This window comes from Psychromarinibacter halotolerans (assembly GCF_029168315.1).
In the GTDB taxonomy this organism is placed as follows: Bacteria; Pseudomonadota; Alphaproteobacteria; order Rhodobacterales; family Rhodobacteraceae; genus Psychromarinibacter; species Psychromarinibacter halotolerans.
On sequence record NZ_JARGYD010000018.1, the window covers coordinates 17,059 to 34,098 of the forward strand.

The 17,040-nt window shown below is 67.8% G+C and carries 13 protein-coding genes; 7 read left to right on the forward strand and 6 right to left on the reverse strand.

The annotated features are described in order from the left end of the window. Positions 1 to 61: 61 nt before the first annotated feature. On the reverse strand, positions 62 to 436 hold the full coding sequence (locus P1K30_RS22920; protein WP_275635071.1) for a hypothetical protein: 375 nt from the start codon (positions 434 to 436) through the stop codon (positions 62 to 64). Positions 437 to 534: 98 nt separating this feature from the next. Next, positions 535 to 2,679 carry a M10 family metallopeptidase C-terminal domain-containing protein gene (locus P1K30_RS22925; protein ID WP_275635072.1) on the reverse strand — a complete coding sequence of 715 codons (2,145 nt, stop codon included), beginning with the start codon at positions 2,677 to 2,679 and terminating at the stop codon, positions 535 to 537. Positions 2,680 to 3,390: 711 nt separating this feature from the next. Here P1K30_RS22925 and P1K30_RS22930 point away from each other — a divergent pair. The 3 genes from P1K30_RS22930 to P1K30_RS22940 all read left to right on the forward strand — a co-directional run bounded on the left by P1K30_RS22930 (position 3,391) and on the right by P1K30_RS22940 (position 8,381). Beyond that, positions 3,391 to 5,304 carry a polysaccharide biosynthesis protein gene (locus P1K30_RS22930; RefSeq protein WP_275635073.1) on the forward strand — a complete coding sequence of 638 codons (1,914 nt, stop codon included), beginning with the start codon at positions 3,391 to 3,393 and terminating at the stop codon, positions 5,302 to 5,304. 172 nt (positions 5,305 to 5,476) lie between these two features. Then, positions 5,477 to 7,051: a globin-coupled sensor protein gene (locus P1K30_RS22935; protein ID WP_275635074.1), complete on the forward strand. Its 1,575-nt coding sequence runs from the start codon at positions 5,477 to 5,479 to the stop codon at positions 7,049 to 7,051. Between the two features lie 127 nt (positions 7,052 to 7,178). Continuing rightward, positions 7,179 to 8,381 carry a glycosyltransferase gene (locus P1K30_RS22940; protein WP_275635075.1) on the forward strand — a complete coding sequence of 401 codons (1,203 nt, stop codon included), beginning with the start codon at positions 7,179 to 7,181 and terminating at the stop codon, positions 8,379 to 8,381. Positions 8,382 to 8,430: 49 nt separating this feature from the next. On the opposite strand, the gene P1K30_RS22945 is transcribed toward P1K30_RS22940, so the two are convergent. Then, positions 8,431 to 9,249 (reverse strand): glycosyltransferase, encoded by an 819-nt coding sequence (locus P1K30_RS22945; RefSeq protein WP_275635076.1) that lies wholly within the window; start codon positions 9,247 to 9,249, stop codon positions 8,431 to 8,433. Beyond that, on the reverse strand, positions 9,239 to 10,171 hold the full coding sequence (locus P1K30_RS22950) for an N-acetylneuraminate synthase family protein (RefSeq protein WP_275635077.1): 933 nt from the start codon (positions 10,169 to 10,171) through the stop codon (positions 9,239 to 9,241). Before P1K30_RS22950 ends, P1K30_RS22945 begins: the two co-directional genes overlap by 11 nt. A gap of 101 nt (positions 10,172 to 10,272) precedes the next feature. Here P1K30_RS22950 and P1K30_RS22955 point away from each other — a divergent pair, with 101 nt between their 5' ends. Then, positions 10,273 to 11,007, forward strand: coding sequence for a glycosyltransferase family 2 protein (locus P1K30_RS22955; RefSeq protein WP_275635078.1), 735 nt, complete (start codon positions 10,273 to 10,275; stop codon positions 11,005 to 11,007). A gap of 216 nt (positions 11,008 to 11,223) precedes the next feature. Next, entirely contained in the window at positions 11,224 to 11,667 is a 444-nt protein-coding gene (locus P1K30_RS22960) for a Ros/MucR family transcriptional regulator (protein ID WP_275635079.1), read from the forward strand. 145 nt (positions 11,668 to 11,812) lie between these two features. Here P1K30_RS22960 and P1K30_RS22965 read toward each other — a convergent pair whose 3' ends face one another. Next, positions 11,813 to 12,856, reverse strand: a complete 1,044-nt coding sequence (locus P1K30_RS22965; RefSeq protein ID WP_275635080.1) for a ParB/RepB/Spo0J family partition protein — start codon at positions 12,854 to 12,856, stop codon at positions 11,813 to 11,815. A gap of 160 nt (positions 12,857 to 13,016) precedes the next feature. Beyond that, the gene (locus tag P1K30_RS22970) at positions 13,017 to 14,414 is read right to left on the reverse strand and encodes an AAA family ATPase (protein WP_275635081.1); all 1,398 of its coding nucleotides are present in this window, start codon (positions 14,412 to 14,414) and stop codon (positions 13,017 to 13,019) included. A 512-nt stretch (positions 14,415 to 14,926) separates the two neighbouring features. Here P1K30_RS22970 and P1K30_RS22975 point away from each other — a divergent pair. Next, the gene (locus tag P1K30_RS22975) at positions 14,927 to 15,958 is read left to right on the forward strand and encodes a replication initiator protein A (RefSeq protein ID WP_275635082.1); all 1,032 of its coding nucleotides are present in this window, start codon (positions 14,927 to 14,929) and stop codon (positions 15,956 to 15,958) included. Positions 15,959 to 16,123: 165 nt separating this feature from the next. Continuing rightward, on the forward strand, positions 16,124 to 17,040 hold a 917-nt coding region (locus tag P1K30_RS22980), incomplete at its 3' end, for a hypothetical protein (protein ID WP_275635083.1).

The window sequence follows — 17,040 nt, forward strand, 5'->3', positions numbered from 1 at the left end:
CGGGCCCGCCGCGGGACATGCCCCTGGACCCCTTCCGGGTCTTGCCGCCCGGCTGCCCGCCCTAGTCCCGGGGCGGATCGGTCCTGTTGCGCAGCGCCGCCAGCCGGTCCCGCGCGGCGGCCGCCAGCGGGTGGCCCGGGTGCCGCGCCAGGAACAGGGTCCAGGCCGCCTCGGTGCCAAGCTCTGCCGCGCGGTCGAATTCCTCGCGGATCGCGATGTTGCCGTCGCGCGCCGTGTTGCCGTCCGGGGCTGGCCCGGGACCGGTCTGCGAAGAGCCTTCCGTGGACATGTCCGATGCCGATTCTGGCGGCGATTCTGGCGGCGTCTCTGACGGCGACCTCGCCATCAGGACGGTGCCGGACACCGCAAGCGGGTTTGCCAGAACGGCGATCAGAACGGCCACCAGAACCGCCGGAAGACGCAGCGTCTGTTTCATGGCGTTCGGATACACGGTTCCCAAAGGGAAATGCAGCCCCGAAACGCAGAGGTCACGGCTTTTTAACCTTTTTCCGCTCATCCAGGCGGATGGGGGCGTTACAGGATGAAATCGCCCGCCGTCACACCGGTGGTGCCCTGCAGGGTGACGCGCAGGTCGGACCCGCCGTCGCCGTCGGTATCGACGAAAACCATCGTGTCGCCGCCGCTTTCGGCGGTGCGGACGCTGGGGCCGGTGCCGGTCAGGCCGCCGCCGATCTGCAGCGTCATCCCCGACGCCAGCGCCTGCAGGTCCAGCAGGTCGATGCCGGTCTCGAAATCGGTGATCACGTCCTCGCCTGCGCCGATCGCGGAATCGCTGACCGCCGTGAACACGAACACGTCGGCGCCGCTGCCGCCGGTCAGCGTGTCGGCCTGCCCGCCGCCTTCCAGCGTGTCGCCTCCCGATCCGCCCGACAGCGCGTCATAGCCGTCGCCGCCTGTGATCACATCGGCGCCGCTGCCGCCCAGCAGCGTGTCGTTGCCCGCGTCGCCCGCGATCACGTCGGTGCCGCTGCCGCCGTGGATCCAGTCGCTGCCGGTGCCGCCGGACAGCTCGTCCTTGCCGCCGTTGCCATAGATCGTGTCGGCGCCGCCGCCGCCGAAGGCGGTGTCGTTGCCCACGTCGCCGACGATATAGTCGGTGCCGGCCCCGCCCTGCATCAGGTCGTCGCCGATGGCGCCGAACAGCAGGTCCTTGCCGTCGCCGCCCAGCAGCGTGTCGCTGCCATAGCCGCCGTACAGCCCGTCGTTGCCGCCGCCGCCGGCGATCTCGTCGTGGCCGCGCTGGCCATAGATCCGGTCGTCGCCAAGACCGCCGTCGATCGTGTCCTCGCCGAACTTGCCCAGGATCTCGTTCGCGGCGTCGTTGCCTTGAATCACGTCGCTGCCGGTGCCGCCGACCGCGTTCTCGATCAGCGCGCCGATGGCGATCGACAGGTTGCCGACCAGCCCGCCCACGTTCGAGAACACGCCCGACACCAGGCTAAGCGCCTGGTTCATCGCAAAGCCCGACAGGTCCACCGTGTCGGTGCCGCCCCCGTCCCAGATGCACAGCACCGGGTCGTCGTTGACGCTGAAATCGAAGATACCGCCGACGGTGCAGTTGAAGCCGTAGACGCTGTCGCCCGTCTCGTGGTCGGTGTTGGCCCCGTACAGCTGCTGCAGCGCGAGGATGTCGAACAGCAGCAGCCCGTCGGCATAGCTCAGGAAGCTGTCGGTGGTGTTGGCCTCGTCGAAATAGCTCATCACCGTGTACTGCTGGCTGTCCTCGGCGAAGCGCGCGTGCTCGCCGTAGGTGATCGTCACGCCGGGCCCCGCGTTGTAGTCGCCCGGGTGCGACAGGCCCATCGCGTGGCCGACCTCGTGCAGGATGGCAAAGCGGCCGAACCCGCCGGAGGGCAGCGAGGACTGGCTGACCGAGTTGTTGTTCAGCCAGACGTCCCCCGCGGCCGAGCCCGAGGCGGTCGAGCCGGGATAATAGGCATAGGCGCCGGCGCCGTCGGTGGTCGAGGTATAGGCGCCGAACAGCATGGTCGCGTCGTTCGAGGTGCCGCCGGGCGCCACCTGCGTGAAGGTCACGTCCGCCACCGCCGAATAGGCGGCCAGCACGTCGGCCACGGTCTCGGCCTGGGCCGAGGACAGGGTCTGAAAGGTGACGCTGTTGCCGCTGGCGTCGGTCGCCGGGCCGCTGGCGCGCAGGGCCCACGTGATGGTGGTCGGGGTGCCCGGGTCGCTGCTCCACGAGGTGTCAGAGCGCATCAGCACCCCGGCCGCCATCTCGGCGTCATAGCTGGCGACGGTGCCCTCGGTGAAGGACACGCCGTAATCGCCGCCGGGCGAATCCGACCACGACTGGGCGTCGACATAGTAGGTGCCGGTATAGGCCGCGGTGAAGGTCAGGTTCGAGAACAGGAAGCCCGGATAGCCCGCGTCGTCGTTCTCATCCACCAGCGTGCCGCCGGAATCGCGCAGCCGCAGATAGGTGTCGTCGACCCCGTCATCCAGCGCCCCGATCCCGGTCAGGCCGACGGTATAGGTCTGCCCCGCCTCGACCGAGATGGCGATCCAGTCGCTGTCGGTCGGGCTGTCCAGCGTGCCGCGGAACCAAGCGCCGGGCGCCAGCGCATAGCCGGTGCCGGTGCCCCCAAGGGCATCCGAGGTTTCCGTGAGATAGCTGCCCGAAGGGGCAGGAGAGGAACTCATGCGCGGCTCCCTAGCCATTACACCTGCGTGCCGTCGCGCGGGGGCCGGTCCCAGGGGGCGCCGGGGAGTTTACCGGCGCTTAACCCCCCGTTCAGGCCTCCGCGATACGATCACGGGACGGGGCGCATCGCGTGGGCGGCCGCGCAGGTCGGGACCCTGCCGCCACCGCGGGACGCATCCCCGGAAAACGGCGTGATTTATGCAGCCAGATACGGCGACAAGATGGCGAGCGACGAAAGAACTGGACCGATTTTACCGATCTCGGCCGCGGGCCCCGCGGCGGGGGCAGGTGCCGCTCCGGATTCCGGTGCAGAGCTTGGAACAGACGGCGGGGCCGGTCCGAACGCAGAACCGAACACGCGTCCGGCTATGGGCCCAACGATGGGCCCGACGATGGACAACGGCCCCGCCGCACCGCCCGGATATACGGCAGGTTGTGTTCAAAATGCCCCAAACCCCGTCGGTTGCTTTCCGCCGATGCCTCAAAACGGTTCAAAAAGCGTTTGCGCGGTCCCTCGGGCCCGTTATCTTGCAGATGCAGAAATTGTCCTGTTACAGTCACTTGTACCGTTACAGACGTTTCCGGCCCCGCTGCGGGACGGGTCGGCCACCGCCGGATCCGGGCCCGCGTCACGCGCGACCGGCGAATGTCTTTCAAAAAAGAAACATCGCGGCCCCGAACCGCGAGCAGACCATGAGCATCACGGCCGCATGAAAATCCTGAATATCGTCAAGGCCATGCCGCGCAGGCAGAAACAGGTGATCATGCTTGGGATCGACCTGCTGATGGTGCCCGCGGCGCTGTTTCTGACGCTGGGATTGCAACAGCAGGGCGCCACCGCCACCGGCGAACTGGCCCGCGCGGCGCCGATGCTGGGGCTGCTGATGGTGCTGGGCATGGCGCTGTCGCTGCTGATGGGGATCCCCAAGATCCAGCTGAAGGCCTACGACCTGTCCGGCATCGGCCGCACCGCCGTCTTCGCGATGGCGATGGCCTTTGCCGCCGGCGGGCTGGGGGCTGCGGCGGGGCTGGGCTATGCCTCGGGCGTCTACATCGTCTTCGGGCTGGTGTTCTTCCTGCTGTCGGCCGCCAGCCGGATGATCCTGCTGCAGATCCTGTGGGCGATCTATCGCGGCGACCGGCCGCGCCGCCGGGTGCTGATCTACGGCGCCGGCACCACCGGGGTGCAGCTGGCCTCGGCCCTGCGCACGCACGAAACGATCGAACCCGTCGCCTTCACCGACGACAACGCCGGCCTGCAGGGCATGACGATCCTCGGCCTGCCGGTCTATAAACCCGCCCGCGTCCCCGAGATCGTGCGCAAGCGCCGCATCGACCGGGTGCTGCTGGCGATGCCGTCCCTAAGCCTGCCGAAACAGACCCAGATCCTGCGCGAAATGGAAAAGCTGGGGGTCGAGGTTCAGGCGCTGCCGTCCTTCGCCCAGCTGATCGGCGAGGAAGAGCTGATCGACAAGCTGTCGCCGATCATGCCGGGCCATTTCCTGGGCCGCGAGAAGCTGGACGACCAGATGCAGGCGTCCGAAACCCATTACGCCGGGCGCACCGTTCTGGTGTCCGGGGCCGGCGGCTCGATCGGGTCCGAACTGTGCCGTCAGGTGCTGGCCTGCGGGCCGAAACGGCTGGTGCTGTACGAACTGTCGGAACTGGCGCTGTACCAGATCGAGATGGAGCTGCAGCTGCTGGCGCAAGAGGCCGCGGCTGTATCGGGCGCCGGAACCGTCCCCGAGATCGTTCCGGTGCTGGGCTCTGTCACCGACGCCCGGCTGGTGCGCAAGACGCTGGGCGAGCAGGCGGTCGACGTGGTGCTGCACGCCGCCGCCTACAAGCACGTCCCGATGGTCGAGGCGAACCCGCTGGCCGGGCTTGCCAACAACGTGCTGGGCACCGCCACCCTCGCGCGCGAGGCGCAGGAAGCCGGGGTCGAACGGTTCGTGCTGATCTCGTCGGACAAGGCGGTGCGGCCCACCAACGTGATGGGCGCGTCGAAGCGGCTGGCGGAACTGGTGGTGCAGGACCTTGCCGCGCGGGCGAAGGGCACCGTCTTCGCGATGGTCCGCTTCGGCAACGTGCTGGGCTCGTCCGGCTCGGTGATCCCGCTGTTTCAGGAACAGATCGCCCGCGGCGGCCCGGTGACGCTGACCGACCCGCGGGTGACGCGCTATTTCATGACCGTGCAAGAGGCCGTGGGCCTTGTGCTGCAGGCGGGCGGTTTCGCCCGCGGCGGCGAGGTCTTCGTGCTGGACATGGGCGAGCCGGTGCTGATCGCCAAGCTGGCCCGCCAGATGATCGAGGCGTCGGGATACACGGTGCGCGACGCGCGCAACCCCGACGGCGACATCGAGATCCGGGTGACCGGCCTGCGCCCCGGCGAGAAGCTGCACGAGGAACTGATCATCGGCGAAGGCTTTCTGACCACCGCCCATGAAAAGATCTTCGCCGCGCGCGAAGCCCGGCTGTCCGAGATCGAGGTCGCCTCGGCCCTGCGCGGCCTGCGCGCGGCGGTGGCGGGCGCCGACGACGACGCGGCCCGCGCGCTGGTCGCCCGCTGGGTCGAAGGCTATGGCCCCGACCACAAGGACGGCGACGAGGCCAGCACCAGCTAGGGCCGCTTCCGGGCGGAAAACAGTCTCTGCGCGGGGTCTTTTCCGGCCGCGCTTCGCGCCCTGATCCCGGGCTGCCACCCCTGTCCGCGCGGCCTTTCCGGTCGCATTAAGCAATCCTTCGTACCTGTCCCCTATGCCTTCGGCAGCGCGCGCCGATGCCCCGGAGGACCCGATGAACGAAGAGCTGCGGAAGCACCTTGCGGTGTTCGACATTGGCCCCGCCGAGATCGAGCTGCTGCGCGAGACGGGGAAGATCCTGCTGCCCTTCCTGGACGAGGTCGTCTCGGGCTTCTACGACACCGTCCGCGCCACCCCGGAGCTTGTCGCCTTCTTCGAGGACGACGCGATGATGGCCCACGCCCGCGCCGCCCAGACAAAGCACTGGACCCGGCTGCTGACCGCCGATTTCAGCGACGAACACCTTGCCTCGACCAAGCGGGTGGGGCTGGCGCACTGCCGCATCGGCCTGCCCTACGTCCAGTTCCTGCTGCACAGCGCGCAGGTGTTCTCGCGCATTCAGGCGATCCTGTTCCGCGAAAGCCGCGACCGCCTGATGGCCGGCGAGATCGAGGCGGTGGACGAGATGCTCAGCCTGCTCAGCCGGGTGTTCCAGTTCGACGCCGAACTGGTGACCTCCGCCTATTTCGAGGCGATCCAGGCCGAACGCACCCGCGCCTTCGACATGCTGTCGGCGGGGCTGCAGCGGTTCGCCGAGCGTGACTTCTCGCAGCCGATCCCCTCCCCCGAGGAAAGCGGCTTTCCGAAGGAATACGACAGCCTGCGGCAGGACTATAACGCCGCCGCCGGGCAGCTGTGCGAGGTGATGGCGGTGATCGCCGGCACGGTCGAGGATCTGACCGGCTTCGCCGACGAGATCGCCCGCTCGACCGGCGATCTGGCGCAGCGCACCGAAAGCCAGGCCGCCACCCTGCAGGAAACCACGGCGGCGCTGCAGGTGATCACCCAAGGGGTGCGCGACACCGCCGAGGGCACCGCGCAGGCCGACCGCGCGGTGCAGGCCGCGAGCGAGGGCGCCCGGCAAGGCGGCGCCGTGGTGGTCGAGGCGACGCAGGCGATGAACGCGATCGAGGGGTCGTCGGGCGAGATCGCGCGCAAGATCCGGGTGATCGACGACATCGCCTTCCAGACCAACCTGCTGGCGCTGAACGCCGGGGTCGAGGCGGCGCGCGCCGGCGACGCCGGGCGCGGCTTTGCCGTGGTCGCCTCGGAGGTGCGCGCGCTGGCGGTCCGCTCGGCCGAGGCCGCGAAAGAGATCGGCGACCTGATCAGCGCCAGTTCCGCCCATATCGAATCCGGGGTGTCCCGCGTCGGGCAGGTCGGCGGCGCGCTGGAAAAGATCGTCACGGATGTGGGCGTGGTGACCGGGCTGGTCACCGACATCTCGGCCAGTTCCCAGACCCAGGCCACCACCCTGGCCGAGATCAACGCCGCCGCGAACCAGCTGGACCAGGTGACCCAGCAGAACGCCGCGATGGCGCAGGAAACCACCGCCGCCAGCGAGGGCGTGCACCGCAACTCGCTGCGGCTGGGCGAACTGGTCGACAGCTTCCGCCTGTCCGACGTGCCGCCCACGCGGCTGACGCCGAAACAGTCTCTGGATAAGGGAAATGCCGCGAAACCGGCCCGGCCCGCAGCGGCGGTGACAGCGGCGGGGGCGGCAGCGGGGGCAGGGGCAGCAGGCGCGGCGGCGCCGGTCTTCGACGCCGAGGGTTTTCAGGACTTCTGACGCACATACATCCCCGCGCACACACCCCATGCACACACCCCGGGCCAAAAACCCGGCCCCACCTTCCGCCGCAGCGCCCGCCATGCCATCAAGGACCGGCTGACCCCGTCTTGATCCCGCAGGCCCCATGCGCATCCTTCTTGTTCACCGCAATTTTCCCGGCCAGTTCCGCTATCTCGCCCCCGCCCTGATCAAGGCGGGCCACAAGGTCGGCGTGCTGACGTGGGAGGGCAACAAGAACCCCGACCAGCTGCCCGCCGCGCGCTATCGCCACGAGATGCAGCAGGGCAAGGGGCTGGGCGGCAGCTTTGCGCAATATGCCGACCTTGGCGCCACCGTGGCCCGGGCCGCCGACGTGCTGCGCGGGCGGGGAACCTCGCCCGACGTGGTGTTCGGCACGATCAGCTGGGGCGAGACCCTGTTCCTGCGCGAGGTCTGGCCCAAGGCCCGCCACCTTGGCTATGCCGAGTTCCTGTATGCCACCGAGGGGCGCGACACCGGCTTCGACCCCGAGTTCTCGTCCCCCGACCTGAACGGCCGGATCGCCACGATGGCCCGCCGCGCCCACCTGATGATGGCCGCGATGGATGCCGACGGGCTGCTGTGCCCGACGCGCTGGCAGGCTTCGACCTTTCCCGCCGAATTGCACCCGAAAATCACCGTCGGCCACGACGGGGTCGACACCGCCCGCATCGCCCCCGATCCCGCCGCGACCTATCAGGTCCCCGGCGGCCCGCTGCTGAAAGCCGGGGACGAGGTGCTGACCTTCGTGAACCGCAACCTTGAACCCTACCGAGGCTATCACACGCTGATGCGGGCGCTGCCAAAGGTGATGGCGGCGCGGCCCGACCTGCAGGTGGTGCTGGTCGGCGGCGAGGAACCCGGCTATGGCCCCGCGCCCTCGGACGGGCGGTCGTGGAAGCAGGTGTTCCTCGACGAGGTGAAGGACCGGCTGGACCTGTCACGGCTGCATTTCACCGGGCGGGTGCCCTATGAAGACTTTCTGAAGATCCTGCAGGTGGGCCGCGCCCATGCCTATCTCAGCTATCCCTTCGTGCTGGGCTGGTCGATGATCGAGGCGATGGCGACCGGCGCCTGCGTCGTCGGCTCGCGCACCGCGCCGGTGGAAGAGGCGATCGAGGACGGGGTGACCGGCCATCTGGTGGATTTCTTCGACGTCGACGGCTGGTCCGACAAGCTGACCCGGGTGCTGTCCGACCCCGAGGCGCAGAAACCGATCCGCGCCGCCGCCCGACAGCACGCGATCGACGCCTACGACCTGAAAACCGTCTGCCTGCCAAAGCTGATGCGGTTCGTCGAAGGCCCGTAAGCCCCGCGATGTTTCGCGCGCGAAACATTTGAAGACAACATAAGACAGATTACCGGCTGTCCGGAACGCGCCCCAGCGCAAAGCCCAGCACGCCCCCCACGGTCCCCCCGTAGGCGTCTTTCAGACGGTGGCGGTTCTTCAGCGCGAAGGCCAGCCGCATCGGCCCCGCCAGCGGCCCGAACACCCGCCGCAGCACCGCCAACCGCGCCCGCAGCAGCACCGGGTCGGACCAGTCGGTCCCGGTGCTGTCGTCCGGGTGGTCGCCGATGGCGATGGGCTCGAACCGCCCTTTCGGTCCCGCTTTCAGCGCATCGGCCAGGAACACGTACTCGTCCCCCAGCGGGTGCGGCGCGCCGATGCCGAAGCCGGTATCGAACCGCACCCCCGCCGCGCGCACCGGCGCCACCCGCAGCAGGATCTCGGGCGTCGCCGTCTTGGCCGTGTTCCACAATCGCAGCGAATGCCCCTGCCCCGCATAGCGCGCCGGCACCGGCCCGGTGCGCCGCCCGGTGACCACCGCCAGCGCCGGGTCGTCCCGCAGCACCGCCCACAGCCGGCGCACCCCGGCCAGATCCAGCGTCACGTCGTCATCGCCGAACAGCAAATACGGGGTCCGCGCCGCATCCAGCGCCGCGTTGCGGCTGGCGGCGACCCCCTGCCCGTCCAGCGGCAGCACGCGCACGTCGTCGCGGCCCGCGCACAAATCCGCATACAGGCCCTCTAACGAAGATGCAGCGCCAGGGCGCTGCACCAGGATGTCGTAGAAAACAGAAGGCTCGGGCGGCGGCAGGACGATCCCGTCGGCCCGCGCGCCCAGCGTCGAGATGCCGACGGTCAGTCCCGCAGCGAAACCGGGATCACTCGGCAACCAGATCCCCGTGCCGTTCCTTGACCCATTTCAGCTTGTCGCGCTGCACCTGCTCGACCGGCAGGATGTCCTGATCCTTGTTGGTCAGGGCAAGGTTCACGTTCTTCAGGTCACGGCACAGGCGGCGCATCCCGTCGGGTTCCAGGCTCGCGGCATGGTCGGTGCCCTTCCACGTGCGGTCGAGGGTGAAGTGGCGTTCGATGTGGCTGAACTTGCCCTTGCCTTCGGCCTGCTTCATCTGGCCCACGGCCAGCGCCGCGACGTCGGCGGCAATCCCCAGGTGGTGACCCGAGAAGCCGATGCCCTTCACGCGGGGGCCGTAGATGTCCATCAGCTTGGCGATCTCGAACAGGCAGATGTCCTGGAAGGCCACCGGATAGCCCGAGGTGCAGCTGTAGACCACAAGGTCCTGCGCCCGGCCGCGTTCCTCGTAGAACTCGACGAGGTTCTTGATCTCGTCCCCGGTCGACATCCCGGTCGAGACGTGAATCTCGCCCGCGTAATTCTCGCACAGGTAGCCCTGCAGTTCGAAATGCTGGTTGGTGGCCGAGGGGATCTTCAAAAGCGGCGGGTTCAGCGCCGACATTTCCTTGGCCGAGGTCAGGTCCCACACGCTGGTGGAATACTTGATCCCGTTGGTCTTGCACTCCTCGATCAGCTCGCGGTGCTGTTCGGTGTCGAATTCAAGGAACTCGCGGTGCGCGCCGTAGGTGTCGCCATAGGCGTTTTCCGGCACCGGGTGCGGACGGTCGTATTCCTCGGGCGTCAGCAGCTCGCGGTTGGTGCGCTTCTGGAACTTGGCGATGTCCGCCTTGCACACGCCGGCAGCGACGCGGATCAGCTCTTTGGCGATGTCCATATCGCCTTTGTGGTTGCAGCCGATTTCCGCGATCACCTGGACGGGTTCGAAAGGCGTGGTCATAACCAACTCCATACGTTAATTGGGCTTCATTGGCCTTGCTGCGGGCTTATCCGTGGCCGGAAACCAAGTCAAACCGGCAAGCCAGACCACCGGGAACACCCGTGCCGCCCACCGTTACCGTTATCACTCCGGTTTTCAATGCCTTGCAGACGCTGGAACGGACCGTCGCCTCGGTCCGCGGGCAGGACTTTGCCGACTGGGAGTTGCTTCTGAGCGACGACGGTTCCACCGACGGCAGTGTCGCGCTGGCCGACAGGCTGGCCGCCGGGGACCCCCGCATCCGGGTGTTGCGCTGCGAAACCAACGGCGGCGCCGCCCGCGCCCGCAACCGGGCGCTGGACGCCGCGCGCGGCCGCTACATCGCGTTTCTGGATTCCGACGACGAATGGGTGCCGCACAAGCTGTCGCGGCAGATCGGCTTCATGCAGGACACCGGCGCCGCCTTTACCTATGCCGGGTTCTGGCGGGTCCGCGACGGGCGCACCCGGCAGGTCGTCGTCCCCGCCTCTGTCAGCCATGCCCAGCTGCTGAACGGCAACGTGATCGGCTGCCTGACCGCGGTCTACGACAGCGACGCCCTGGGCCGGGTGCCGATGCCGGACCTGCGGATGCGCCAGGATTACGGCCTGTGGCTGCGGCTGCTGCGCCGGACCGACCGCGCCGTCGCGGTGCCGGAACCGCTGGGCTGGTACCATGTCCGGTCCAGTTCGCTTTCGGCGGGAAAACTTGCCGCGACCCGTGCAACCTGGCGCCTGTACCGTGACGTGGAAGAGCTGTCGCGACTTCGCGCCGCGCGCTGTCTGTTCCGCCACCTGTCCCGCCGTCTGCTCAACTAGGCCGGGTCTGTCACGGCCCGCCACGGCCAGTATTTTGTTGCTTCGGATCATATCGATAATGAAGTAACCGCCCGGCGCACTCTCGCCCGTCGCGAAAAACCGTGCCAGTAACACGTAAATATATCGTTGAATTGAGGGTTAACTTAGTTAAATACCTCTTATTGTCGCGACGGCATTTTGTTATTATTTGCCCACCACTCAAAACAAGGACCCCCAATGACGGAAATCATCGACGATATGGTCGGCGCAGGAGATGAAATTCTCACGCTGACCACCGAAATCGTGGCGGCTTATGCCGCGCGCAACCAGATGGCGCAAACCGACCTGCCCAACCTGATCCAGACCGTCCATTCCACTCTGGCCGGCCTGGCGGGAATGGCCCCCGAGGTCGAAGAGGAAGAACCCGTGGCCGAGGCCCCGCTTGTCCCCGCGGTGCCGATCGACGCGTCCGTCACTCAGGACGCGATCATCTGCCTGGAAGACGGCAAGTCGTTCAAGACGCTGAAGCGCCACCTGCGCACCGCCTACGACATGTCCCCCGAGGAATACCGCGAGCGTTGGGGTCTGTCGAAAGACTACCCGATGGTTGCCCCCAGCTACTCGGCGAAACGGGCGGAAACCGCCAAGAAGATCGGCCTGGGCCGCAAGCCCAAGAAGTAACGCCACACTGGCGCACACGGACGCATGGGCCGGGACAGTCTCTCTGGCCGCTGCTCCGCATGAAAAGGCCCCGGCATCAGCCGGGGCCTTTCTCGTCTCGGTAAATGTTTCGCGCGCGAAACATTTGTCCTCAGCGCGTTCGCCCTCAGGCGTTGTCGCGAATCCAGTCCAGCAGCCGGCCGCACAGGGCATCCGACATCCCCTGCCCGTCCAGCACCAGCGACTGGCCGTCCCAGCGCGCATAGATCCCGGGCGCGATGCGGTTGCGCACCGCGTCGGACGGCAGCCCATCCTTCTCCACCCCGTCCTTCGCGGCCTCGCGCGTTTGCGGCTCCGGCGGGCCTGCGTCGGCCCGCTCGAACTCTGCCAGCATCTGTTCCAGCACGGCCTGTTCCCCGGCGGCGGTGTCGGGCGCCGCAGCGTCCAATGCGGCGCGCAGCGCCTCTTGCCGGGACGCACGACCGTCCAGCACCTTCGCCAGCGCCAGACCCAAACGTTCGCCGATGGCCGAGGGGAACCGCAGCAGTTCGTCGGCGGCGTGGTAAAGTTCAAGGAACGACCGGATCTTCGACCGCTTCGCCCGGCTGGCCGAGGCGTACAGAGACAACAGCGCCTTCTTCTCGGTCTCGAACACGCCCTGTTCCACCGCCTTGGCCGCGACCCGGGCGCGTTCATAGTAACTCAGACCGACGCGGATCTCGTTTTCCTCGACCATCGCGACATAGGCGTCGGCGGCCGTTTCGGGACGCCGCAGCACCGCCAGCACCGTGGCGAACCGGTCGTCGCCGGTCTCGGCCCGCAGCCGCCCCAGCGCGGTCAGCCGCCGCCAGCCCGAGATCAGGCCGAACCGCCCCTGCCCCAGATCGACCAGTTCCACCGGCGTCTGCTGGCCGCGCGCCCGCAGGCTTTCCATCAAGGCCTGCAGTTCCTCGTCGTCGGCGACCAGCCGGTCGCGCACAAGGTATCCCGTCTCGATCCGGTCCAGCGGCACCGCCTCGATCATCCGGCCCTGCGCCCGCGCCTCGCGCAGCGTGCCCGCCAGTTCCTCCAGCGCGGCAGAGGTCGACGCCTCGCCCGCGACCTGCGCGATGGGCGCCCGGCCCAGCGGCATGGATTTCGTCTCTAACGTGGCGCTTTGGGTCTCAAGATAGTCGCTTTGCGCCGGGCTCAGCCGTCTGCGTTTTGCCATGTCAGCCTCCGAAAATCCCTACCCTGCACCGAAGGCGCAAAGTCCCGGTCAACGCACCGCGCGCTGCTTCTTCTCTTTGAAAATACCTCGGGGGAGTCACGCGACAGCGTGACGGGGGCGGCGCCCCCCTTCCCCCGCAAATGTTTCGCGCGCGAAACATTCACGCCACCGCCGTGGTGTCGCCGGCCTGCTGCGCCGCCAGTTCGTCGCGCCGCCAGATCCCGAACAGCAGCCGCTTGAAGGCGGCGTATGTCTCGTCGAACGCCTCGCGGCCGCGCACATAGGTCTCGCGGTTGAAGTCGCGGTAATCGGCCTCGTAGATCCCCGACACCTGCTCGCCCGCCTGCCCGATCAGCGCGGTGAAATCCTGCCGGTGCGGCGACAGCGTCTTGCCCAGATAGGCCTGCATCAGCCCCGCCAGCTCCGCCTGCTGCGCCCCGTCGTACCGGGTCAGCACCGCGCGCACCGCGTCCCATTCGAACGCCATCTCCTCGCGCCCCAGCGCGCGGGCGGCGATGTTCTCACCGTCCTCGATCGAGGAGAACGTGGAATGCAGCATGTCGAAGAACCGCCCGGTGCTGTCGAATTCCAGAAAGGACGCGCCCAGCGGCACCAGCAGGATGTCCGCCGCCGCCAGACCGTTGATCGTCAGATAGCCAAGGGCAGGGGGGGTATCGAGGAACACGATATCGTACTGGTCCAGCACCCCGTCGGTCTCCAGCCGGTCGGTCAGCGCGTCCCACAGCTTCCAGCCGCGCGCCTGCATCCGCCAGACCGGGATCTGGAACTCGGCCCAGTACAGGTTCAGCTGCGCGCCGATCAGGTCGATGTTGGGCCAGTGCGTCGGCTGGATCAGCTGGTCGGCGGTCATCGACATCGCCTCGGTCAGCGTTTCGTCCAGCGGCAGGGGGGTGTCGCCGCGCTCGATCCGGGACTGGTTCTCGCGGCGCAGGTGGGTGCCGTAGTGGCGCGCCAGCAGCGGAAAGACGGTGCCCCATTCGTCCTCGACCTTGCCGCCGAAGATCGAGGTCATCGAGCCCTGGCTGTCCAGGTCGATCACCAGCACCTTGTAGCCGTCCAGCGCCGCCGACATCGCCAGATGCGCGCAGGTCGAGGTCTTGCCGACCCCGCCCTTGAAGTTGGCCACCGCGACCATCTTCGCGGGCTGCCCCTTGGGGCGGTAGGGCAGGTACTCCTTCGCCTTCGACCCCTCGGTCGCGAAATGGGCGCGCAGGCGCAGCACCTCGTCGAGGGTGAACCACTTGGCGCCGCCCTCGGTCTCGCTGGTGCCCTGCGGCAGGTTCGGGTTCGCCTTCAGCACCCGGCGGAAATGCGGGGTGGCGACCGGGATCAGATAGCGGGTGATCTCCCACGTCGAGAACAGGCGCAGCTGCTTGCGGCCGTCCTCTTCCAGACCGCGGCTGGCCAGATCGGCCCGGCCCCGGGCACAGGCCTCGGCGATGGCGGCGAAGTCGCCGCTGCCGGTGGGCGCCCCCAGATCGGCCAGCGCCGCGTCGGGGGATATGTTGAAATACGGAGGCTGCTCTGCCGATGCCATGCGATCCTCGAATCCGTTCTGGAGGGTGCCTGTAAGTCTGTTCGCTCCGCGTCGATGTGCGCGGTTTTGGTCAGTATACGCAAAAAGACGGCATGTGGAAGGAAATCACGCATAAAACGAGATTTTCTAAGCAAATCCGAAGGGTTTGACCGGGCGCGACGCCGGGGTCGGGGCACAGGATCGGAGGCCGTGAAAAAAAATTGCGGTTAGAATCCTGTTATCTTCTAGTTACGGTGTCCGGCCTGTTCGTGGAAAGCCCTTGTTTTGCGGGGGCTCTGGGCTGTTGCATCGGGGCCGGGCGACTCTGAACCCCCGAAAGACCGACTCTGAACCCACGTCCGTGCGACTCCGATCCCCCGAACCGGGGCGCGCCCGACGCTGGACGGGGCCTGTGGATAATTCTAGGGTGGGTGTCACCGAAACCACGATAAGCCCGAGTCGCGGGATCAACCCGCGCGAACAGGCATCCACGAGCAGAACAGCCGCCCCCGGGGCGGCGCAGGGACAGGCATATGAGCGGCGCAGGCGGCTTGCTACCGGACAGGCATCCCACGGGGGACTTCTTCGTCTGCGACGTGTTCGCGGTCCTGCCCAAGGACGACCTCGCGTCGATGGAACACCCGATCTTTTCGCTGGCCACCCGGCCCGACCGCAGTGTGCTGTCCTACACCCACAACGGCGCCTCGGTCGAGATCACCCCTAGCGTGAAGGGCCGGGCGACGATCCACGACAAGGACATCCTGATCTATTGCGTCAGCCAGCTGGTCGCGGCGCTGAACGCGGGCCGCGCGGTCAGCCGCACGCTGCACCTGAAGGCGCACGACCTGCTGGTCGCCACCAACCGCGAGACCAGCGGCGACGCCTATCGCCGCCTGCGCGAGGCCTTCGAGCGGCTGGCGGGCACCCGCATCACCACCAACATCACCACCGGCCCGAAGGACGCCCGCGTCGAGGTGACCAGCGGCTTCGGCCTGATCGAAAGCTGGGAGATCCTGCGCAAGGCGCCCGGATCGGGCAGGGGAGCGGGCCGCATGGTCTCGGTCGCCGTCACGCTGTCGGAATGGCTGTTCCGCGCGGTGCAGGCGCGGTCGGTGCTGACCCTGTCGCGCGATTACTTCCGGCTGCGCAAGCCGCTGGAGCGGCGGATCTACGAACTGGCCCGCAAGCACTGCGGCCACCAGCCCGCGTGGCGCGTGTCGGTCGAGGTGCTGCACAAGAAATCCGGCTCGGCCAGCCCGCGCCGGGTGTTCCGCGCCATGCTGCGCGAGATGATCGCCAGCGACCACCTGCCGGGCTACCGGCTGGAGGAAGAGCCGGGCGACATCCTGTGCGTCCGCCCGCGCCGCCGCGACACCGCCGGGGCAGGGGGGCCGGTGCTGTCGGCCGCCACGCTGGAAGAGGCCCGCGCCCGCGCCCCCGGCTGGGACGTGCACGGGCTGGAGGCCGAGTGGCGCGCCTGGTGGGAGGACACCGGTCGCCCCCGCCTGCGCGCGCCGGACCGCGCCTTCCTTGGCTGGCTGACCAAGCGGCTGGGGAATTCGTGAGGCGCGGCGGACAGTGAGGGGCCGGCGCAACGATTGCCGCGAATATGTCGGAAGATCACAACCTTGAGGAAAGTGTCCCTTGGTCGGGCGCGGGCGCGCGCCTATAGTTTGCGTCGCACCGCGGGGGCCTTTCGGCGGTCGGCAGGGACAAGAAGGGAAATGGGCATGATCCGGACAACGAAACACACGATCCGCGGGCTTGCGATTACGGCGACGGCATTGTCGGGCGCGCTGACGGGCAGCGCGGCGCTGGCGGACCAGGTGTTCATCGAGGATCTGATCGTTCAGGGATCGGCCTGTATCGGCGTCGACTGCGTCAACGGCGAGAACTTCGGCTTCGACACGATCCGGCTGAAAGAGAACAACCTGCGGATCCGGTTCGACGACACCTCGAACTCCGGTTCGTTTCCCAATGTCGACTGGCAGCTGACCATCAACGAGACCGCGAACGGCGGGCTCAACAAGTTCTCGATCGACGACATCACCAACAACCGCACCCCGTTTACCGTGGAAGCGGCGGCGCCGACGCATTCGCTGTATATCGACGACGGCGGCCGCATCGGTCTGGGCACCGCGTCGCCGGTGGTCGAAATGCACATCGTGGACGGCGACTCGCCGACCCTGCGGCTGCAGCAGGACGGGTCGTCGGGCTTCACCCCCCAGACCTGGGACGTGGCCGGCAACGAAGCCAATTTCTTCATCCGCGACGTGACCGGCGGCAGCCGGCTGCCCTTCAAGATCAAACCGGGTGCGCCCACCGACGCGCTGTTCGTGGCCGCCGACGGCGACATCGGCCTTGGTGTCACCAACCCCGAGGACAACCTGCATATCTACGACAACGACGGCACCGCGAGCCTGCGGCTGGACGACGGGTCGGATGGCGACGACCTGCAGTTCGTCCTGTCGGGCGACAAGCTGTTCATCGCCTTCGAGAACACCATCGGGTCGGAACTGACGATCCGGCAGAACGGACAGGTCGAGGTCGGGCTGGGCGATCTCGAGGTCAACAACGGCCACAATCTGGTGCTGGCCGGCGGCGGCAGCGTCGTGGTGAACGGCACCACGCTGAACGTGCCCGACTA